We start from the raw sequence: 19,876 nt of genomic DNA, 5'->3' as shown, positions 1-19,876 counted from the left end.
GGGTCAGGGGCGGTGTCAGTAGTCGCCGGCGGCGCGGCGGTGGAGGGTGATCAGGTTGGCGGTCAGGGTGCCGGCGACGGCCAGGCCCATGCCCAGCACCGCGCCGCCCACCCCCAGGGCCGGGGTGGCAAGGGCCAGTGCCAGAACGACCAGAGCGCCGGCGGCCACCCACAGCCAGTGACCCACGGCGCCGGTGCCGGCCAGGCGGTGCAGGATGCTCACGGCGGCCAGGACGATCACCACCGGCACAGCCACGGCCAGCGCGGCGGCCCGGTCGGTCAGGTGGGCGTGGTGCTCGGTGGCGTCCACGGCCACCGCAAGCCCCGCCCCGATGGCGGCGACGGCGGCGAACACCAGGTAGTGGCCGTATCCCCACGTCAGAGCGGCGCGCAGACTGGTCAGCGCCGCGTCGGCGCCGGTGAAGTAGATCCACCACAGGGAGAAGACCAGCAGCAGTCCGCCGGCGGCGACCATCAGCAGTTCGCCGGAGAGACCCTGCTCGGTCATGGCGGACCGGACGGCCGCCAGCGCGGCGAGGATGACCTCGCCCAGCACGATGATGGTGAACAGCCCGTAGCGTTCGGCGATGTGGCCGGGGTGCCAGCCGGTGGGCCGGCCGCGGTACTCCGCCCACGCCGGCACCGCCAGCTCGGCCGCCACCAGCACCAGGAACGTGGTCCAGGCCCAGGCGCCAGGGGTCCACAGCCGTATGACCCAGCATGCCTGCACCACGGCGATGCCGACGGCGTACCGCAACGCCGCGGCCCGGCCCGCGGGATGTCCCGCGGCGGCCCGCAGCCACTGGGAGATCAGCGCCATCCGCGTGATCACGTAGCCGACGACCACGGCGGTGAAGTCGCCGTCCCCGAACGCGGCGTGCACGCCCGCGGCGAGGACCAGTACCCCGGCCATCTGGACCAGGGTCAGCAGCCGGTAGGGCACATCGTCGGTGTCGTAGGCCGAGGCGAACCAGGTGAAGTTCATCCAGGCCCACCAGATCGCGAAGAACACCGAGGCATACCCGGCCAGGGCCGTGCCGACGTGCCCCTCCGCCAGCGCGTGGTGCAGCTCGGCGGCGGCTTGCGCGACCGCGACCACGAACGTCAGGTCGAACAGCAGCTCCAACGGCGTCACGGCACGATGCGCCTCCCCCGGATCGCGCCCCCGCATCGCCCGCCGCACCGCACCACCGCGCCGGATACCGGCCCTCGCGCCGCCCACCGCTCCCTCTCTCTCCTGTACCGATCGATGTTCCACCCGCGCCGGGTTGTGTAGCCGCCGTTGGGAAACCGCGTCTGGCCAGTGAACCACCAGCCCTCGGTGGCCTGGAACCTGATCGCCGGAACGATGTCCTCGATCTCGGTGAGCTCGCCTCCCCTCACCTGCGACATGCGGAACTCCACCCGCTCCGGGGCGCCTGCGGGTAGGAACGCGCCGCCGTCCCGTTCGTCTCCGGGATCCGGCCGGCGCCCCGCACCCGCGGTGCGGTCAGAGTGCGGCCGGGCACAGTCGAAGTCCGCACCCGGACCGGTCCCGGGTGCGCACCGAGTGCGGGTGCGGTCCGGATCCGGATCGGGGCGGTCCGCGTCCGGGTGCGCGCACCGCGCCGGGCAGGACACCGCGCGCCGTACCGCACCGAGCGCGGTCCGGGCGAGTGCGATACGCGCGCCCGGCCCCGGGGACCGCGCCGCGCCGCACCGGGCCGGGGCCGCCCCGGCGTGGTCCCGGGGCCGGGGTGTCGCCGGGCCCGTCGGCCCAACTCTCCAGGCCATGCACACATCTGTAAGGTGGTGAGCATGACGGAGAGCAGCTATTCGATCGTGGAGGCCCGCGCCCGGCTCGGCGCCATCGCCCGCCAGGTCAGCGCCACCCGTGAGCCGGTTGCCATCACCGACCACGGGCACACCATCGCGATACTCATGAGCCCGGCCGACGCCCTGGAGCTTGAGGAGATGAGGGCGCTGGCCGCCCATCGTGAACGGCAGGCTCGCGGGGAGTCCGCCGGGATTCCGCACGATGAGGCGTTCCGCCGGGTCTTCGGCGGGGATGAGGCGTGAGGTATGAGGTCATCTGGGAGCCGGAGGCCCTCGCCCGGGCGGAGCGGCTGGCCAAGAACGACCCGGCCGGTGTGCGGCAGGTCTTCTTCGCCGTCGACCGCCTCGCTGATGACCCGCGCCCCGAGGGGGCGTTCGGCAGTGCCGACGTGCTGCGTATCCATATCGGGATCTACCGCGTGATGTACGAGGTCAGCGACAGGCAGGTGCGGGTCAGCGTGATCCACCTGGGCCGCGTGCGCTGACAGATCCGGATGAGGTCCGAACACCGTGGCCCCGGAGGGCCGGCGAGCGAAAGGTGCGTTGATCCGGTCGTGGCGCCCTGTTCGGGTGGGCCCAGTGGTGTCCGCGTGTCGGGAGCCGGGTTCTGTCGTTGGTGCGAGTGCGGTCGGTTCAACCGGCCGGGCGTGGTCGGTTCCACACACCTACGAGGACCTCCTCCTCGCCCGGGCCGCGCCCAACACGGCGATCGGGCCCCGCTGAGCCCTCACCCTCAAACCCGCACATCTCAGTAGCCGTTGTCTTTCCGGATGTGATCGGTGGGCTCGGGACGGTAAGGAATCTCTTTCCCGTCCCGACGTGGGTCGGTTGTCGGGTGTCAGTCCGCGCGGGCGCGGCTGCAGGCGGCAACGGCGTCGCCCGACTCCACGCCGATCGCCCCCATGAGGCCGACGCAGGGGCCTTGATAGAACGCCCCCTTGGCCCCCGTCTCGCATGCCTCGGTCACCTTTCACGCCTCCCCAGCCCCCTCCCGATTCTCACCGGGATACGCGGCCCGAAACACCCCGCAAACCGCCGGAATCCCGTCAGGAGCACGCCCCTGCGCGGGCCCCTGTCCGGAACCTTCGGGCACCTCACCGCGCGGTGCATGGGTGAGGTGGCCTGTCGGTCAGCCGGCCCGGAGGTGGTCGGTGATCAGCGACCGCAGCTCGTCCTGGGACATCTCGCCGTGGGGGGAGGTGAACACCAGGGCCGGGTGGGCGGGATCGGCGGGCTCGTCCAGTGTGATGAGGGCGAACGGCTCGGGGAAGTCGGTGCACGCGTTGGTGCACTCGGTGTAGGTCTGCGTGAACAGCAGCGCCTCGCCGAGCGCGGTGGTCACCCGGTCGGCGCCCGCGACCACCCGGTCCGGGATGTCGTCGGCGGTGCGGTAGGTCGGATGCCGCCCGTTGAGCGGGGACTCGTTCACCGACTCGTCGATCGCGCGGGAGACGGGGAAGGAGGACACGGTGAACCGCCGCTCGTCGTCCTGCGAGGAGCTCCACGTGGGGGCGGCGGCACACACGTCCTCCTCGTCGCGGGGTTCGCCGGTCAGCTCGCTGCCCTCGGGAAGCGACACCCGGAACGCGGGCACCTCGCCGCCGCCTGCCGTCCGCCAGAACCGGTCGCCCGTCGCGTCCTGCCCGTCGCTTCCCTCGCCCCCGTGGCCTTCCTCGGAACCGTCGGTCCCGTCCGGCGTGTCGTCCTGGCACCCGGCCAGGGCCAGGCCGCTCACCAGCATGACCACGACCAGCCGTGTCCGTACGCCCCGCGCCATGGTGATCCCCCCGCTTCCCCCGCACACGATTCCTCCGCAGGCGCGGAGACGCCCGGCGGTGGCGGGCGGTTCCCGCGGTGTGCGGGGTCACCCGGCTGGTCGGCGCCGGAACATGTCCTCGACGGCCTGCCCGGCGGTCGGCGCGAAGCCCGCCCGGACACCGGACCACCGTCACCCGGCGGGCCGGCCCCGACAGGACTCCCGGCCCACCGCTCATTCCCGATCCCGGCGACCGGCTCCTGGATGACCGGGTCGGTGACCGGGCTCCGGTCAGGTCCGCGACGGAGAGATCCGCGCCGGCCGGAGGGGTGGTGGTCAGGTCTGGCCCGGCACCGTCTCCCCGCGTCCGCGTCCGCGACCGCGACCGCGACCGGTCCCGGGCGAACGCGCGCCGCCCGCTCTCGCTTCGGAGAGCCGGTACGGGGAGTAGCCTTCCCCCGGGTCACACCGCACCGTTCTGGGAGGCTGCATGGACGCTGATGTCATCGTCGTCGGGGGCGGGCCCTCCGGGCTGACCGCGGCCGCCGAACTCGCGCTGGCCGGAGTGCGGGTGATCGTCCTGGAACGGCGCGCGGCGACCATGCATTCCTCCCGCGCCGGGACGGTGCTGCCGCGCGTCCTGGAGCTGCTCGACACCCGCGGCGTCGCCGACCGCTTCCGCGCCGCCCACCGCCGGCTGCACGACGACGGCCCGGACGCCCCGGTCCACACCTGGGCCGGACTGCGCCCCGTCCACTGGGCCCACCTCGGCTCGCGCTTCGGCGGGCTGTCCATCCCGCAGGGCATGACCGAGCAGCTCCTGCTGGACTGGGCGCGCGATTCCAGCGCCGACGTACGGCACGGCGTCACCGCCGACCTCGTCGCCCAGGACGGCGACCGCGTGCGCGTGACCTACCGCGACAGCGACGGCGCCACCGGGACCCTGAGCGCCCCCTGGCTGATCGGCGCCGACGGCGCCCGCTCCACCGTCCGGACCCAGGCCGGTATCGGGTGGGAAGGCCGCGACGAGACGTTCACCGGCATCGTCGCCGACTTCCCGCTGCCCTCCCCGTACGGGCCGGACCCGCACCTGGCCGACAACACCAAGGGCTGGGCGATGGTGCTGCCTCTCGGGCCGGACACCACCCGCGTCACCATCGTCCACGCCGAACGGCGCCGCGCCCCGCGCGCCGAGCCGGTCACACCGCGGGAGGTGCGCCGCTGCCTGCGCGACATCCTCGGCGAGGACCTGGACATCGCCAAGCTCTCGTGGTCCTCCCGGTACACCGACGCGCACCGGGAGGCCGCGCGCTGGCGCCGAGGCCGGATCCTGCTGCTGGGCGAGGCCACCCGCATCGCGTATCCGGCCAGCGGCACCGGCATGCAGTTCTGCGTCCAGGACGCCTTCAACCTCGGCTGGAAACTCGCCGCCACCGTCCACGGCCACGCCGCCACCGGCCTGCTCGACACCTACGAGAGCGAACGCCGTCCGATCGCACGGGAGCAGATGGCCAGCGTCCAACGACAGGTCGCGGTGCAGCTGAACTTCACGGACGAAGGGGTGGCGTTCAAGCGGTGGTTCGAGCGCGAGGTCATGCCGCTGCCGGACAACAATCGCCGCCTGGCGCTGGAGCTCAACGGGCTGACCGTGCCCTACCCGTCACCGCCCGGCGCGCATCCGCTGGCCGGCCACCGCACGCCCGAGCTCGAACTCCGCACCGGCGACGGGGTGGTCCGCGTCGCCGAGTTGCTGCGCGGCCAGCGTTTCGCGCTGGTCGACCTCACCGGCCGCGACAGCTACGCCGGGCTGGACCCGGGCGGGCTGCCGGTACGGACCGCCTCGGGCACGCCCGCCGCGGTGCCGCCCGGCCTGGAGGGCGTCACGGGTCTGCTGGTGCGGCCGGACGCCCACACCGCCTGGGCGGACACCGCACCGCCCGACCCGGGGCGCGCGGCGGCCGAACTCCGTCGGTGGGTCACCGCCCGCTGAACGGCCGGGCAACGGCGGTGTGTGCTGGACGCGGGCGGCCCCGCCGCCAAGGCCGTCGCCACGTCCGTGGCCGGACCGCGGAGGCCCGGGCCGACCGCCTGGTCGGACTCGTTCCGGGAATTTCCGGGTGACCCGCTACGGACCCATCGGCGGTCCGGCGACGCCGGAGCGGGGTGGCGGGAGAACTCGCCGGCGACGCCGTTCCGGGTCGCAGCGGTCCTGGTGGCCGTCGGCTCCCGTTTCAGCGGCCGGCTCGCCCATCCGCCGTCCCGGCGCCGCCCGGTCCTGGCGGCGAGTCGCCGGGTGTCGTGCCGGAGTCCGGCGCGGACGGTGTTCACCACCGCCGGCGGGCGGTGCCGCCGCCGGCCCGGGTGACCTGCTCGGGGAGGGCGGCGGGCGCACCGCGCCGGCCGCGTGATCGAGGTGTGGCTTCCCGGGTCTGCCGTCGTATGTCACACCCGTGTCGGGAGTGAGGTGCGGTGACGGCTGCCTGGCAGGACACCGCCGCGGCAGGCCGGTGGCGAGCGGCGCTCGTTTGACCGTGTCTGGGGTTACGGTGCTGACATGGTGATCAACAGGCCGGTGGCGGGAGGCAGTCCGGGGTACGGGCTGCTGATCGCCGCCACCCCGGCCCACAGCGCTCTCGTCGACGTGGGCGGGGTGCTGCCCGCGCTCGCGGCCGTGGCGCCGGGCGCGCTGCTCGGCCCGGCGGGCGGTTTTGTGGTGCAGCTCGTGGGCCCGGGGGATCCGCAGGCGGTCCTCGCGAGCCTGCGCACCGCCGCCGCGCACGACGGGCCGCTGACGCTCCTGGTCGTCGGGCAGCTCACCGCGGACCGGCACGGCCGGCCGCACCTCGCGCTCGCCCGCACCACGCCCCGCACCATCCGCTACACCGCTCTGCCGTGGGCCTGGCTCGCCACCGAACTGCGCGACCGGCCCGCCGGCGCCACGGTGGTGGTGGCGGACCTGACGGCCGATGCGGGCGCGTGGGAGCGGCGCGAGACCCTGGAAGCGGAGCTCACCGACGGCGGGCCGACCGTATGCGGCACGCTGGCCCCTCCCCCGCCCCGCCGGCGGACCGCGACCCCCCGCTACGCGCACGCCCTCGCGGCCGTCCTGCGCGGCGTCACGGTCCGGCCGCCACTTCAGGTGCTGCACCAGCTGGTCCTCCAGCACGCCGGACTCGACACCGACCCCGGCGATCGGCTCATCCTCCCCACCACCGCCACCGCCACCGCCACCCCGGACGCCGGGGCGACGGCCCCGGCCCGCACGGCCGACCGGGCCACCGTCGACGCCGGCGGCCTCGGCGGTGACGACGGCCTCGGCGGTGACAGCGGTGACGGCCAGGAGCCGGGCGCCGATCCGCACGCGGCGATCCGCGCCGCCGTCCGGGCCGGGCACCACGACCGGGCCGACGCGCTCGCCACCGCGCACGAGGAGGCCGCCGTCCGGGCCGGCGGCCCCCACGCGCCGGACGCCCTGCACTGGGCGGAGGTCCGCGCCGACCTCGCCTGGCTCGCCCGGCAGCCGCAGCGCGCGGCCGGGCTGTGGATACGGGCCGCCCGCGCCCGCCTCACCGCCGGACAGCAGCCCGCCGACCCGGCTGTCGTACGGGCGGTCGACCAGGCCCACCACTGCTGGCAGCGGATCACCGACACCGCCACCGCCCTCGACGTCGGCGCCGAACTCGCCCCACTGCGCCGCCAGGTTCCAGGACCGAGGCCCGGCGCCCTGGCCGCCCTCCACGAACACCTCGCCCAGCTCCGCCGCCGGGCACGCACCCGCCCCTGATCCACCACCGGCCCGCTCCCCCGCGCACGGCGTCGGTACCACGGCATCAGCGGGCCTGACCGCGCGGACACCGTTCCGTGGCCGCCGATTCCCGCGCGACGGCGGCGCAGCCGGGGAAGGGGGCAGCGGCGCGGAGCGGGTATCCGGTGTGTTTTCAACGCCGACGCGGGTACCGATCTCCTGTCCGTGCGTCGCGGAACGGTGCCGTCGCGACCGCCGTCGTACGGCGGTTTCTCGGAGGTGACCCCGTGGGCCGGCTCGCCGCGGGGCGCGCGCGGGTACCGGACATGGCCGGGCCGGCCGGGGGGTGGCATCGATCGGTCCGCCGCGTTCCCTTCGCCCTGGCCCGTCCCCGGACCCGGCGCGCACCACGGTGACCGGCGGCCCGGCACAGGGCCCCGGCCGTGGCGGACGCCGGAACCGGTCGGCCGCGACCCGCCGGCGCCGTGTCGGCCACCGGGCGGGAGCGCGCGCACCGCCCGACGGGTTCTCCGGTGCGGCGCCCCTTCGGCGGGCACGCCTCTACCGGGGGTGCGGGACGGCGCCGAGGACACGCACATCGGCGTCCGCCCGCGCCGGGTGGTGACCACCACCCCCCGGCCTCCGCCGGCTCCGGAGGGTCGTACGACATCCCCCACGGCGTGGGCGGTCGTCCCCGCGTGGAGGGTTCCGTCCACGACTCCTCGCGCACCGGGCCCACCGGGACGCCTCGCCCGTTCCCGGCCGGGCGAGGCGGCAGCGGAACCGGGAGGGCGGTCCGGTCAGCTGCCGACGTGGATGCCCGGGCGGCGGACGGGGTCGGGCTCGTGTTTGCGGATGATCTCGCGGGTGACCGGGGCCGTGTCGCCGCGGCCGAGCAGGAAGTAGCGGAACATGTGCCGCAGCGGGCTGCCCTCCGCCCAGGCGAAGTAGCAGTGCGGGCGGACCCCGGTGGCGTCGCGCAGGGCCAGCAGGATCGCGGCGATGGCGTTCGGCGCGGCCGGGCCTCGGCGCGCAGTATCCGGTGTCCGTCGACCTCGACGCCGTGCACGGCGAGGGTCTCGCTGAAGTCGGACGGGTCGACCACGTCGATCTCCAGGAACAGCACGTCGGCCGGGCCGGGTACCGGGTTGGTGCCGCGCTGTTCCCGTTCCTTCGCGGCGTACTCGGCGCCGTCGCCGGCCTGGCGGCGGTTGGCGATGATGTTGATGGCGTTGTCGTGGGCGAGGGTATCGGCGATGAACTGGCGCGCGGCCGGGTCGAACTCGATGCGATCGGCGCGCAGTTCGGTGGTGCGCGAGACCCGGGAGATCAGTGACACGGCGATGATGCCGGAGATGAACATGCCGGAGATGGCGATGCCGTCGGGCTTGTCGACGATGTTCGCCGTCAGGGCGTAGAGCAGCACCGCGGTGAGCAGCCCGAAGCCCGTGGCGGTCGCGCGCCCGCGGTGGCGGACGGCCGAGACGGTGACGGCGAAGGCGGCGGAGACCATCATGGCCAGGATGCCGGTGGCGTACGCGCCGGCCTGGGCGTTGACGTCGGCGTCGAACGCGATGGTCATGATCACGCACAGGACGGTGTAGACCATCACGACCGGGCGTACCGCCCGGCCCCATTCCGGGGCCATGCCGTAGTCGGGGAGGTAGCGCGGGACGATGTTGACCAGTCCCGCCATCGCCGACGCCCCGGCGAACCACAGGATCAGAATGGTGCTGATGTCGTACGCGGTACCGAACGCCTCCCCGACGTGTTCAGGCGTGCCGGGCGCGTGATCGTGTCCGGGCGGGCAGCGCCGGCCGGTTCGTCACCGGCGTCACTGAGGCCGTCCGGGCCGCCGCACGCCCTGCCGTGCCCCCTTCGGGCCGGCCGATGCGGCGGGGACCGGCGGCTGAAAAGAGGTGCGGCACGTTGCCGCACCGGACTATCCATGACGACACCCCCTTGTTAGACTTCAAGTCAACAAGGGGTCCCGATGGCCAGCGACCCCGTTGCCGGAGGTGTTGATCATGAGCGGCACGGCGCAGGAGACACGGAACGCCGAGGACGTCTCACGGAGGCTGTTGGACTCCGCCGCGAAGCTTTCGTACGACCCGGCTCTGGAGGTCGACTGGGACGCGCCGCTGGCGCCCGGCCTCCACGGACTCAATCCGGAGTGGTCCACCCTCTACGGGACGGCCCTGTGGGACGGCATGTCCGAGGCGCAGCGCGTGACGCTCACCCGGCACGAGGTGTGCTCGATCATGAGCACCGGCATCTGGTTCGAGATGATCCTCCAGCAGATGGTGCTGCGGGAGCAGTACGGGAAGAACCCGGTGACCGCCCAGTTCCAGTTCGCCCTGACCGAGGTCGCCGACGAGTGCCGCCACTCGATCATGTTCGCCCGTACCTGCGAGAAGATGGGCATCGGCGCTTATGCCCCGAAGCGGCCCATCCTCGAACTCGGCCGTCTGTTCAAGTCGCTGGCCGTCGCGGAGGTCGCCTACGCCTCCATCCTCGTGGCCGAGGAAGTCCTCGACCTGATGCAGCGCGACGCGATGCGCGGCGAGAACGTGCTGCCGCTGGTGCGGACGACGAGCCGCATCCACGTCGTCGAGGAGTCCCGGCACATGCGGTTCGCCCGCGCGGAGGTGCGGGAACGGCTGCGCGACGCCGGCGCGGCCCGCCGTCAGACCAGCGCTGTCAGCGTGGCACTCGTCGCCTATTTCATCGTCACCAGCATGGTCAACGAGGACGTCTACGCCGCGGCCGGACTCGATGTCGGCGAGGCGGTGAGGGCCGCCGGGGGGAACGAGCACCACAAGGCGATGCTGCGCAGCGGCGCCGCGAACCTGGTGAAGTTCCTGGGCGAGGTCGGCCTGCTGACCCGGCCCGCCATGTCCATCTACCGGCGGATCAACCTCATCTGACCGAACCGACCGAACCGTGCGGCCCACCACAGCCCGGAAGTGAGAACGGCGCGCCCACCATGTCCTACGCCATCACCCAGACGTGCTGCGGCGACGCGTCGTGCGTCTCGGTCTGCCCCGTCAACTGCATCCACCCGGCCCCCGGGGAGCCGGACTTCGGCACCACCGAGACGCTCTACATCGATCCGCGCACCTGCATCGACTGCGGCGCCTGCACGGACGCCTGCCCGGTGGACGCCATCGTCCCCGTCGACCTCCTGGGCCCGGCGGACGCCGTGCACGCCGAGTTCGCCGAGCGCTACTACGCCGCGCGGTCCCGGGAGCGGGGGGAGGAACAGGGCTGGAGCGAACCCGACTTCCCCCTGCCGCCGCCCGCCGGGAGCGGCGACCTGCGGATCGCGGTCGTCGGCACGGGCCCGGCCGCCCACTACACCGCGCAGGCCCTGCTGCGCCGGACGGGCGCCGAGGTCACGATGCTCGACCGGCTGCCCGTGCCGGGTGGCCTGGTGCGTTTCGGGGTAGCCCCCGACCACCCGTCCACCAAGGGCATCGGTGACAGCTTCGCCGAGCTCCACCGCCATCCGCGGCTGCGCATGCACCTCAACGTCGACATCGGCCGGGACGTCACGCACGCCGAGCTCGCGGCCCACCATGACGCGGTGGTGTACGCGGTCGGCGCCGACTCCCCCCGGCCGCTGGGCATCCCCGGCGAGGGCATGCCCGGCACCGCCTCGGCCATGACGTTCGTGGCCTGGTACAACGGCCATCCCGAGGTCTCCTCGGCGGGAGTGGACCTGGCCTCCGCCGAGCGCGCGGTCGTGATCGGGAACGGCAATGTCGCGGTCGATCTGGCCCGCGTCCTGGTCAGCGACCCGGCGCTCCTCGCGCGCACCGACATCGCCGACCGCGCGCTGCCCGCGCTGCGCGACAGCACGGTGCGCGAGGTCGTCCTGCTCGGGCGCCGCGGCCCGGCGGACGCGGCCTACACCCGGCCGGAGCTGCACGCCCTCAAGCACCTGCCGGGCGTCCGGCTCGTGATCGACGACCGGCCGGGAGTGCGCGAGGCGATCGCCGCCGACGCCGAGACCGCGGCGCTCCTCGGCGATGTGCCGGTCGAGCGCGTGGACTGGGCGGCGCCGCCACCACCGGGCCGCCGGATCGTGCTGCGCTTCCGGACCTCTCCCGTCGAACTGACCGGGAATGGGAGGGTGGAGGCGCTGCGGGTCAGCGGCCCCGCCGGCGGCCCGTCACCGGAGACGATCCGCACCGAGCTGGTGCTGAGCGCCATCGGCCACCGGGGAACGCCCGTGGCGGGACTGCCGTTCGACGATGTCACCGGCACCGTCCCGCACGAGCGGGGCCGGGTCGTCGATCCCGCCACCGGGGAGCCGGTCGCCGGTGTCTACGTCGTCGGATGGACCAAGCGCGGCCCGTCCGGAGGCATCGGCGCCAACCGCCGCTGCGCGCAGGAGACGGTGGACGCGCTGCTGGCCGACGCGGTCGATCGGCGACTGCCCCAACCGACGGGCAGCAGACGGGAGTTCGCCCGCCTCGTCCGCCGGCGCCGGCCCGATTCCGTTGGCCGGCGCGGGGCGGAGGCCATCGACCGGGCGGAACGGGAGAACGGCCGCCGGACGGGCCGCCCCCGGGTCAAGCTCGCCACCACCGCCGAACTCCTCGCGACGGCCCGCCGGTTCGCCGGCTCCTGACGGCGGCCCGCCGGCCCGCCGGTTCGCCGGCCCGCCGGCCCGCCGGTTCGCCGGTGTGGCCGCGGCGCCGCGGCGGCTCCTCCGCCGTCTCCACCGGGCGCGGGCGGGCGCGGGCGGGCCCCGTTCGGTGTGCCGCCTGGTGACCGCTCGCGCGCCCGCCGGTGGCCCGCCGGTTCGCCGGAGCGCGCCCGGTCGGCGGTGGTGTCCGCGTCCGGCGCCCGCGGGCGCGGGGCCGCGCCCTCGGGCAGTTGGTGTGGAGCCGGTCGCGGGAGGTTCGTCGGGGGCGGGGTGGCCGGTCAGCTCAGGTAGCCGTGGAGGAAGGCGCGGACGCCCGCCTCGACCGCCTCGGTGATCTCGTCGTCGCCGGGGGTGGTGGCGCCGGGGTAGGACGGGTTCGTCACCGAGACCAGGCGCATGAGGTGGAGGGCGGCCCGCTCCGGGTCGCCGTCGCGCAGCAGGCCCCGGCCGATGAGGACGCGGAGGCGGTCGGCGAGGACGCGGCGGACGCGGAGCGGCCCGATCTCCTGCCAGGCGTCGATCGCGGACCGCGGGATGTGGCCGCGCTCGGCATTGATCTGCCGGGTGAGGGAGAAGTGTTCGGCGTGCCCCGCGGTGGACTGGGCCGCCCAGTCGAGGCCGAACGCCACGAGGTCGGCCTCCAGTTCCATGACCTTGCGCAGGTGGCGGTCGATGATCTCGATCTGGGCGTCGGCGGCGCGGGTGGCGCTCTCCTGGATGACGGAGCGGAACAGCTCGGCCTTGTCGGTGAAGTGGTTGTAGATGGTGCGGGTGGAGACGCCGGCCTCGGCGGCGATGGCGTCGACACCGGCGCGGGTGTAACCGTCCCGCGCGAAGACGGTGAGGGCGCCGGCGAGGATGGCGCGGCGCTTGTCCGCGAGTCCGCCGCGGGGCCGTGGTCCCGCCGCGCCGCCGGTGGTGGGGTCGCGCCTGTCGCGCCTGGTCATCGCGGGAGTCCCGAACTGTCGCCGTCGTCGCGCGCGGGCGGTGGGCGCCCGCGGGCCGTACCTTACGCCGCGCCCGGCTCGGCGTCGGCGGGCGCGGGCGCGGGCGCGTGGACGGTGCGCCGGGGGTGAAGTCGTCGCCGCCGCCGAAGGGCCGGCCGTCGAGGTTCCAGCTCCAGGAGATGGTGGGGGTGATCCTGAGGTAGGGAGCGGCGCCGAACTGGCCCAGGCGCTGGGCGACTTCGGCGGTGCGGTAGACGCGGAGGAAGCGGGGGGTCCACGGCTCGGTGCAGACGAGGTCGTCGATGACGAGGGCGACCTGGACGTGGCCGGCCTGGACGTTGCGGTGCTTGCGGGTGCGGGCGGGGTCGACGCCCCCGACGTAGAAGAACGTGCCGTCGAACTCGAAACCGACCGGCGCGACGTCCGGCCGGCCGTCCGGGCCACCCTCCGCTCGTCCTGCGCGTTCATGCGCTTGCGATCGATGCCCATCCGGCCACTCTCCCACCCGTCACAGACAACCGGGGTCGGATCATAGAAGGGCTGCTGGGACTCGTCTGGCTTTGGTCACGAGATGTGGCAGCACTGGGGCACGACTCTGGGAGGCACCTTGCGGGTGGAGCGACGCTCGGATGTTCACGAGTTGTGACGGCAAGGGCGTGGGGCGTCGGTCTGGCTCACGTACTGTCGTCGTCGGCGGCGAGGATGATCTGGCTGGCCCGGGAGAGACGTGCGCAGCGCCGGGTCATGGCGTCGGGTGACTGGTCCGGGTGGTTGATCCACCAGAGGACCAGGGCGGTGCACAGGCCGCGCCACGCGTGTTTGAGGGCGTCGGCGTCGAGGGAGTCGCTGGTTCCGGCGGTGTGCAGGAGGTCGGCGGTCCCGGTCGCGGCGAGGTCGTCGATGGCGTCGCGGTAGTAGGCCGCGCGGTGGGCGGCTTCGCTGTCGGGCGGCAGCGTGGGGTCGTAGAGGACGAACCATGCCACGCGCTGGCCGTCGAGGGCGGTGAACAGAGCGTGCAGCACACGCAGGGGCGTGGGCGGCGCGACGGCGTCGTGTTCGGCCATCGCGGCGCGGATGGCGGCCAGCAGCCGGTCGCCGACCGGGTTGACACAGGCGAGGTAGAGGTCCTGCTTGCTGCCGAAGTACTGGTGCACGAGTGGTTTGGTGACACCGACGCGGGTGGCGATGGCGGCCACGGTGGTGGCCTCGTAGCCGTGGCGGCCGAACTCCTCGGTGGCCGCGGCCAGAACCTGCCGTTCGCGCGCGGCCCTCGGCACGCCCTTGGTGCCGGCTTTGGAGGAGAGCATTGTCATGCCACCAGATCTTACCCTAGGGTAATTTACTGACGGGTAAATTCCCTGGATCCCCGCTGGAGCGCACCCATGCCTGCCACCGCGACCGACCCCCGCACCTCCCGCACCCGCTCCTGGTGGGGCTGGGGCTACGCCGACGCCCACCCCGACGACGCCGAATGCGCCGCGATGGGTGCCCTGCTGCCGGGCACCCTGGCCCGCCCGCTGCCGATACCCCGCATCGCCGACCTGCCTATCGGCCGCCCCGCCGCGACGCCCCCGCCCTCCCTGGCACACCTGGTCACCGCCGACCCGCAGGCGCGCGCCGCCCACGCCATGGGCAAGGCCTACCGCGACGTCATCCGGGCCCTGCGCGGCCGGCCCGGCCGGATCCCCGACCTCGTCGCCCACCCGGCCGGCGACCAGGACGTGGCCGACCTGCTGGACTGGGCCGGCGAGCACGGCGTGGCCATCATCCCCTTCGGCGGCGGCTCCTCGGTGGTCGGCGGCGTGGAGTACCGCGACGACACCCACCACGCAGTCCTGTCGCTCGACCTGACCGCGATGGACCGCGTCCTGGAGATCGACACCACCAGCCGCTCAGCCCGTATCCAAGCCGGAGCGCTCGGCCCCGTGCTGGAAGGCCAGTTGCGACCCCACGGCCTGACCCTGCGCCACTTCCCGCAGAGCTTCGAGTTCTCCACCCTCGGCGGCTGGCTCGCCACCCGGGCCGGCGGCCACTACGCCACCGTCCACACCCACATCGACGACTTCGTGCAGTCCCTGCGCGTGGTCACGCCCGCCGGCGCGAACACGTCCTGGCGGCTGCCCGCATCCGGCGCCGGACCGTCTCCCGACCGGCTCTTCCTCGGCTCCGAGGGCACGCTCGGTGTCATCACCGAGGCATGGATGCGCCTGCAGGAACGCCCCCGCCACAAAGCCTCCGCGTCCGTGGTTTTCGCCGACTTCCACCGCGCGCTGGACGCCGTGCGTGCCATCGCCCAGTCCGACCTCGCCCCGGCCAACTGCCGCCTGCTCGACCCCGGCGAGGCGCTGCTGTCCGGCGCCTCCCACGACGGCTCCGCCGTCCTGATCCTGGGCTTCGAGTCCGCCACCACCCCCGTCGACGACCGCCTCGCGAGCGCCGTGGACCTGGCCCGCGCCCACGGCGGCCGCGGCGAGACACATGCGGCAGACCGCGACGCCCCGGCCGACGCGGCCGTCAGCGCCTGGCGCTCGGCGTTCCTGCGCATGCCCTACCTGCGCGACGGTCTGGCCCGCATGGGTGCCGTCGTCGAAACCTTCGAGACCGCCGCCACCTGGGAGAAGATTCCCGCCCTGATCGACGCTGTCCGCACCGAGGTCGGCGCCGCAGCCTCGAAGGCCACCGGACACCCGGCCACCATCACCTGCCGCCTCACCCACGTCTACCCCGACGGCGCCGCACCCTACTTCACCGTGGCCCTCGCCGGCCGGCCCGGCGACGAGGCCGAGATCTGGGACGACATCAAAGCCGCCGCGATGGACGTCCTGCACCGCCACCGCGCCACCATCACCCACCACCACGCCGTCGGCCGCGACCACCGCCCCGGCTACGACCTCCAGCGCCCGGAACCCTTCGCGCTGGCACTGCGCGCCGCCAAGCACGCCCTGGACCCCCACCACATCCTCAACCCCGGCGTCCTGCTCGACTGACAAGACAGCAATCAGGCGAAGGCGGCGGGAACTGCCGCAACGGCTCTCCCGCGCCGGCCTCGGACAGGACAGCCGGACACGGGTGGCGGCGTCCTCAAGCCAAGAATGTCCCGCCGGACACCGCCACCCCACACGGACACCCGCACCTCACAGTCGCGTCTCCGGCCTCGCCCCGCCCGGACCAAAAGGTCAAGCCCCGGGGGCTGTCATTTCTCGTGAACACTGACCGAGGCAGAAATCACATGCCTCGGGTGTGTCAAGCTTGCTGTGCTTTGCCCTGGCGGACAGTGAGGATCGGCAGGAGGGTGGCGTTCGTTGGGACGTCGATCTGTCGGGGTGTTGGCCCGGCCGGGGTGGGGGTGTCGGCGAGTCTGTCGAGGAGGCGGTCGAGCGCGCTCTGGCCGTCGGTGACGGCTGCTTGCTCATCCTCGGTGAGTGGAATCGAGACGGCCATCTTCTGCAAGTTGCCCTTGGCTTCAAGTAGTTGGGCTTTCGTGGAGTCCTTGGGGGTGTAGAAGTCGCAGCGTGCGCAGGCCATGCGGTGCTGGCACTGCTCGAAGAAGGTGTAGGTGCAGTAGCCGTGGCCGAGGTCGTAGTGCTGCCAGGGTTCGCCGGTCGCAGCGGCGCCGGAGGCGACCGCGTCGCGGTCGACGAGGACCTCGATGGTGCGGACGTTCCGCTCGAAGTAGCCCGCCTCGGAGTATGCCCTGGACAGAGTGTTCGGCGTGATCTTCGCGTAGTACTGCGTGGACTGCGGAGACCGGTGTCCGAGCCAGGCTTGCAGCTCGAACAGCGTCATTGGCTCCTTGGCGTTGTAGAGCTGGCTGGCGATGGTGGACCGGGCTCGGTGGCTGGTGATGTTCCCGCGGACATCGGCGTCCGGGACTCCGGCCTTGCGGCAGAGCATCGGGATGATCGTGTTGTTGATGTAGCTGGTGGAGAGACGGCGGGCACGGACGGCGAACAGCAGCTCGACGTGCTCGCCGGTGCGGCGGTCGGTGAACTTCGGCTGGTCCGGTCGGACGGTCTGCCAGGCGTCGATGGCCTGGCCGAGGATCGGATCGACCGGCTTGGTGAAAGCGGTGCCGGTCTTGTGGGTCGGGACGTCGAGCAGGCAGACCGCGTCGCGGGCCAGCACCTGCTGCGAGTCGCCCGCGATCGAGTTCCCGTCGTGCTGCCAGCGGATGCAACCCAGTCTCAGCCGGGCGATCTCGTTGCTGCGTTGACCGGAGAACAGCCAGGTCAAAGTGACCGCGCGGACCAGCTCGAAGGGATAGAAGTGCCCGGACCGGGTCTGCGGAAGATCCGCGGGATCAAGGTTGAGGCCGGCCCACAACAGCTTCGCCCAGACCTCGTCGGCGATCACCCGCGGGTCGGGGCCGAGGAGGGCGGTGATGCTGCGCGGGATCGCCAAGGCGCGTAGTGGGTCGAAGCGACGGGGCAACCACTCCCATTCCTGGCAGTCCCGAAAGAACGTCCGCAGCGCGGTGATCTGTCCGGCCTTGGTGGGCGCCTCCAGCGGCTTGCCGAGCCGGTCCTTGAGGCCGACCGTGCGCTGGACGTAGTCACCGACCTTCATCCGGTCCAGTGCCGCGATCCAGGTCGCGCAGGTCTGCCGGGTCCAGTCGGTGGGATCGGCGGCGTTGGGCTGTTCGGCGGCGATCCACCGGCCGACCCGCAGGAGGGTGGAGCGGATGCTACCGCGGACGCGCGGGGTGAGGGTGGAGGTGCCGTGCCAGCGGTTGGCCCACCGCTCCCAGATCTGGGCGCCGCCGGTGGCCCGCGCCGAGTGACGGCCGGCGCTCTGTAGTGGTGGATCGCAGAAGCCAAGCTCGGCGACCGCCCGCTGCAGAGCATGCAGGGTGTTCAGCCGGGCGCCCTCCAGCAGCCGGTCGCGGCGGACCCGGACGAACAGCGCGGTGTCCATGTCTTCCAGGTGCGGGCTGCGGTTGAGCAGAAACAGCTGGCAGGTGACCGACGGCAGCAGTGTGTCGTCGGCCTCGCCCAGTTGATAGCCCCAGGTGCGAAGCACCGTGCGGATGCGGGCGATCTCGCTGGTGACGCGGTCGCGTCCGAAGATCCGCCAGGACAGTGTGAGGCGTTGGAAGCTGCCGAGCTGGTGGAACTCGTTGAAGGACCCGAGGAGGTAGGCATGCGCCGCAAGGTAGAGGCGGACTTCGTCCCCGGTCCAGGCGCGTGCGTGCTGGCGGAACTCGGCCTGGGTGCGGCCGAGTAGAGGGGTCCATTCCTGCGTAGTCCAGCCCCAGTAGGTCCGTCCGGTCTGCGCGCTGTGCGTCAGCAGAAGGGCGATCACGTCGAGCATGGCCCGTCGGCGGTGCGGGGTGGGCGGCGAGTTGAGTGTGGCGTTGACCGCCTCCAGCGGTCCCAGCAGCCGTGCGATCACGCGCCATCCCGGTGCGGCCGGGTCGTGGTGCTGAAGCCGGCGCAGATTGCGCACGCCGAGATCGAGGACGGCCTGTGCCTCGGCAGGGCGGACCGCGACGGTCGTGTCGTAGCGGTCCGGGATGATCGGCCAGGACCAGCGCCCGTCGGTGTCCTCGGCGGTGATGGCCAGGAACGGTGCGGTCACTGCGCCACCTCCGTCGTCGCACCGGCCGGGGCGGTGAGCATCTGTATTCGCCAGGCGTGAATGTGGTCCATGCCGCGGGCCAGTTTGTCGGCCAGGTCCCGGCCGGAGAGGTGGATGTACTGAAGGGTGGAGTCGGTGTGCCGGTGTCCGGCGAAGGAGGCAATCGCGTGCAACTCCCAGCCCATGCGGGCCAGATCGGTCAGACACAGGTGCCGGGTGGTATGCGTGGAGAACCGCTCGACGCCGGAGGCCAGCGCGAGCTTGCGGACCACCTTTGACCAGGTCCACAGGCTCAGCGGCTGGGCGTGATTGCGCCGTGACTCCGACAGGAACAGCGGCCCGCGGGCCCGGCTGATCCGGGCGCGGTGTGCGAGATAGTCCGACAGCAGCACCCCGGTCGATGCCGAGTAGGGCACACCCGCTCCAGCCGGTTCTTCGTCGATTCCGCCCGTATCCGCAACGTGCGGTGGGCCGGGTCGACGTCGTCGGTCCGCAGCGAGCACAGTTCCTCGCGACGCAGAGCAGCGTCGTAGGCCAGGGCGAGCATCACGCGGTTGCGTACCGGCTCGCGCTTGGCGACCTCCAGGACGCGTAGCCACTGCTGTTCTCCGGGAATCCACGGCAGCTTCGTCAGCCGGGGCACCAGGCCGCGCTGCTGACCGCCGTTCCGCCGGCCGGGGGTGTAGCGCCCCCGGCCGACGGGGTTGGATTCCCGCAGTCCCTCTTCCATGAGGAAGTCGTAGAACAGGCGGACCGGCACCAGCCGCTGCTGGATCGTCGCGTTCGCCAGCCCCGCACCTGAGTCGATCGAGATCACATTCGCACCCCGGCGGTGCAGCCGCGAGCTCAACTCCCGTACATAGACGGCGATATGGGAACGGTTCGCGGCGACCGGGTCGACATCCTCCCGCTCGCACATCAGCAGGTACTCGGCCAGGCCCCGGCCGTAGGCGTCGATCGTGCGCGGTGCACGTCCGAGATCCGTCCAGACCGTCAGCCAGGTCGCCGCCTGCTCGTGCCGGCCGAGCACCGGCCACTTCTCCATGAGCACCGTCGTGCCGCTCAACGCATCTCCCAAGTCCGTGGTTGCACCGGGGAGACATGATCACCCCGGCAGATTCCACGTAACTTTTAAGATGCTGAAACGGCAGATGTTCGGCCGAGCTGACTTCCATCTCCTTCGAAAGCGCGTTCTCCTCACATGACAGAGAGTCACCGCGTCACGGAAAGCGAGCCAGAACCCGAGTTTGACAGCGGTTGTTCAGGAGTTTGGGCTCTGGCGCAAGTCCCGTGCGGCGGCTACAGATTGTAGTCGTTGACCGTGTTCCGGGCGGTGCGGAAGTCGCCTTGATTTCGCTCCTCGATCGGCTGGTCTGGCTGACA

15 protein-coding genes and 2 pseudogenes are annotated in these 19,876 nt (G+C 72.8%); 9 read left to right on the top strand and 8 right to left on the bottom strand.

Features of this window, described 5'->3' with window-relative positions:
- Window positions 1-15 precede the first annotated feature (15 nt).
- Together OIE51_RS26505 and OIE51_RS27085 are read right to left on the bottom strand one after the other, a co-directional pair.
- A complete protein-coding gene (locus OIE51_RS26505) occupies window positions 16-1,170 on the bottom strand; it encodes a low temperature requirement protein A (protein ID WP_442812080.1) in 1,155 nt (384 codons plus the stop codon).
- A complete protein-coding gene (locus OIE51_RS27085; RefSeq protein ID WP_442812084.1) occupies window positions 1,131-1,391 on the bottom strand; it encodes a hypothetical protein in 261 nt (86 codons plus the stop codon). Before OIE51_RS27085 ends, OIE51_RS26505 begins: the two co-directional genes overlap by 40 nt.
- A 405-nt stretch (window positions 1,392-1,796) precedes the next feature.
- Here OIE51_RS27085 and OIE51_RS26495 point away from each other — a divergent pair, with 405 nt between their 5' ends.
- Together OIE51_RS26495 and OIE51_RS26490 are read left to right on the top strand one after the other, a co-directional pair.
- A complete protein-coding gene (locus OIE51_RS26495; RefSeq protein ID WP_326600404.1) occupies window positions 1,797-2,057 on the top strand; it encodes a type II toxin-antitoxin system Phd/YefM family antitoxin in 261 nt (86 codons plus the stop codon).
- Window positions 2,054-2,299, top strand: coding sequence for a type II toxin-antitoxin system RelE family toxin (locus OIE51_RS26490; RefSeq protein ID WP_326600403.1), 246 nt, complete (start codon window positions 2,054-2,056; stop codon window positions 2,297-2,299). Before OIE51_RS26495 ends, OIE51_RS26490 begins: the two co-directional genes overlap by 4 nt.
- A gap of 644 nt (window positions 2,300-2,943) precedes the next feature.
- Here OIE51_RS26490 and OIE51_RS26485 read toward each other — a convergent pair.
- Window positions 2,944-3,591 carry a hypothetical protein gene (locus tag OIE51_RS26485; RefSeq protein ID WP_326600402.1) on the bottom strand — a complete coding sequence of 216 codons (648 nt, stop codon included), beginning with the start codon at window positions 3,589-3,591 and terminating at the stop codon, window positions 2,944-2,946.
- A gap of 469 nt (window positions 3,592-4,060) precedes the next feature.
- On the opposite strand from OIE51_RS26485, the gene OIE51_RS26480 reads away from it, so the two are divergent.
- The 6 genes from OIE51_RS26480 (at window position 4,061) to OIE51_RS26455 (ending at window position 11,951) form a co-directional block, all read left to right on the top strand.
- A complete protein-coding gene (locus OIE51_RS26480) occupies window positions 4,061-5,560 on the top strand; it encodes an FAD-dependent oxidoreductase (RefSeq protein ID WP_326600401.1) in 1,500 nt (499 codons plus the stop codon).
- 564 nt (window positions 5,561-6,124) lie between these two features.
- On the top strand, window positions 6,125-7,354 hold the full coding sequence (locus OIE51_RS26475; protein WP_326600400.1) for a hypothetical protein: 1,230 nt from the start codon (window positions 6,125-6,127) through the stop codon (window positions 7,352-7,354).
- 1,003 nt (window positions 7,355-8,357) lie between these two features.
- Window positions 8,358-8,651 (top strand): hypothetical protein, encoded by a 294-nt coding sequence (locus OIE51_RS26470; RefSeq protein ID WP_326600399.1) that lies wholly within the window; start codon window positions 8,358-8,360, stop codon window positions 8,649-8,651.
- A 94-nt stretch (window positions 8,652-8,745) separates the two neighbouring features.
- A complete protein-coding gene (locus tag OIE51_RS26465; protein ID WP_326600398.1) occupies window positions 8,746-8,919 on the top strand; it encodes a hypothetical protein in 174 nt (57 codons plus the stop codon).
- A 423-nt stretch (window positions 8,920-9,342) separates the two neighbouring features.
- Window positions 9,343-10,242, top strand: a complete 900-nt coding sequence (locus OIE51_RS26460) for an AurF N-oxygenase family protein (RefSeq protein ID WP_326600397.1) — start codon at window positions 9,343-9,345, stop codon at window positions 10,240-10,242.
- 59 nt (window positions 10,243-10,301) lie between these two features.
- Entirely contained in the window at window positions 10,302-11,951 is a 1,650-nt protein-coding gene (locus tag OIE51_RS26455; protein WP_326600396.1) for an FAD-dependent oxidoreductase, read from the top strand.
- Window positions 11,952-12,247: 296 nt separating this feature from the next.
- On the opposite strand, the gene OIE51_RS26450 is transcribed toward OIE51_RS26455, so the two are convergent.
- The 3 genes and pseudogenes from OIE51_RS26450 to OIE51_RS26445 all read right to left on the bottom strand — a co-directional run bounded on the left by OIE51_RS26450 (window position 12,248) and on the right by OIE51_RS26445 (window position 14,229).
- Window positions 12,248-12,916 carry a TetR/AcrR family transcriptional regulator gene (locus tag OIE51_RS26450; protein ID WP_326600395.1) on the bottom strand — a complete coding sequence of 223 codons (669 nt, stop codon included), beginning with the start codon at window positions 12,914-12,916 and terminating at the stop codon, window positions 12,248-12,250.
- Between the two features lie 172 nt (window positions 12,917-13,088).
- Window positions 13,089-13,421, bottom strand: a pseudogene (locus OIE51_RS27080) (PPOX class F420-dependent oxidoreductase); the annotation flags it as partial.
- A 169-nt stretch (window positions 13,422-13,590) separates the two neighbouring features.
- Window positions 13,591-14,229: a TetR/AcrR family transcriptional regulator gene (locus OIE51_RS26445; RefSeq protein WP_326600394.1), complete on the bottom strand. Its 639-nt coding sequence runs from the start codon at window positions 14,227-14,229 to the stop codon at window positions 13,591-13,593.
- A gap of 69 nt (window positions 14,230-14,298) precedes the next feature.
- Here OIE51_RS26445 and OIE51_RS26440 point away from each other — a divergent pair, with 69 nt between their 5' ends.
- Window positions 14,299-15,903, top strand: coding sequence for an FAD-binding oxidoreductase (locus OIE51_RS26440; protein WP_326600393.1), 1,605 nt, complete (start codon window positions 14,299-14,301; stop codon window positions 15,901-15,903).
- A gap of 256 nt (window positions 15,904-16,159) precedes the next feature.
- Here the strand turns inward: OIE51_RS26440 and OIE51_RS26435 are convergent, their stop codons facing one another.
- Window positions 16,160-18,493 carry a tyrosine-type recombinase/integrase gene (locus OIE51_RS26435; protein WP_326600392.1) on the bottom strand — a complete coding sequence of 778 codons (2,334 nt, stop codon included), beginning with the start codon at window positions 18,491-18,493 and terminating at the stop codon, window positions 16,160-16,162.
- A pseudogene (locus tag OIE51_RS26430) lies at window positions 18,490-19,040 on the bottom strand (site-specific integrase). The gene OIE51_RS26435 and the pseudogene OIE51_RS26430 overlap by 4 nt, the downstream one beginning before the upstream one ends.
- Window positions 19,041-19,876: the final 836 nt, after the last annotated feature.

The organism is Streptomyces sp. NBC_01803 (assembly GCF_035917415.1).
In the GTDB taxonomy this organism is placed as follows: domain Bacteria; phylum Actinomycetota; class Actinomycetes; order Streptomycetales; family Streptomycetaceae; genus Streptomyces.
The sequence above is the reverse complement of the archived record's forward strand: the minus strand, read 5'-3'. Positions and strand labels throughout refer to the sequence as shown.

Bases quoted from the DNA above. Each gene is read 5' to 3' on its own strand.
- OIE51_RS26445 (WP_326600394.1), bottom strand. From the start codon at position 14,229: ATGACAATGCTCTCCTCCAAAGCCGGCACCAAGGGCGTGCCGAGGGCC.
- OIE51_RS26495 (WP_326600404.1), top strand. From the start codon at position 1,797: ATGACGGAGAGCAGCTATTCGATCGTGGAGGCCCGCGCCCGGCTCGGC.
- OIE51_RS26475 (WP_326600400.1), top strand. From the start codon at position 6,125: ATGGTGATCAACAGGCCGGTGGCGGGAGGCAGTCCGGGGTACGGGCTG.
- OIE51_RS26455 (WP_326600396.1), top strand. From the start codon at position 10,302: ATGTCCTACGCCATCACCCAGACGTGCTGCGGCGACGCGTCGTGCGTC.
- OIE51_RS26505 (WP_442812080.1), bottom strand. From the start codon at position 1,170: ATGCGGGGGCGCGATCCGGGGGAGGCGCATCGTGCCGTGACGCCGTTG.
- OIE51_RS26440 (WP_326600393.1), top strand. From the start codon at position 14,299: ATGCCTGCCACCGCGACCGACCCCCGCACCTCCCGCACCCGCTCCTGG.
- OIE51_RS26485 (WP_326600402.1), bottom strand. From the start codon at position 3,591: ATGGCGCGGGGCGTACGGACACGGCTGGTCGTGGTCATGCTGGTGAGC.
- OIE51_RS26450 (WP_326600395.1), bottom strand. From the start codon at position 12,916: ATGACCAGGCGCGACAGGCGCGACCCCACCACCGGCGGCGCGGCGGGA.
- OIE51_RS26480 (WP_326600401.1), top strand. From the start codon at position 4,061: ATGGACGCTGATGTCATCGTCGTCGGGGGCGGGCCCTCCGGGCTGACC.
- OIE51_RS27085 (WP_442812084.1), bottom strand. From the start codon at position 1,391: ATGTCGCAGGTGAGGGGAGGCGAGCTCACCGAGATCGAGGACATCGTT.
- OIE51_RS26460 (WP_326600397.1), top strand. From the start codon at position 9,343: ATGAGCGGCACGGCGCAGGAGACACGGAACGCCGAGGACGTCTCACGG.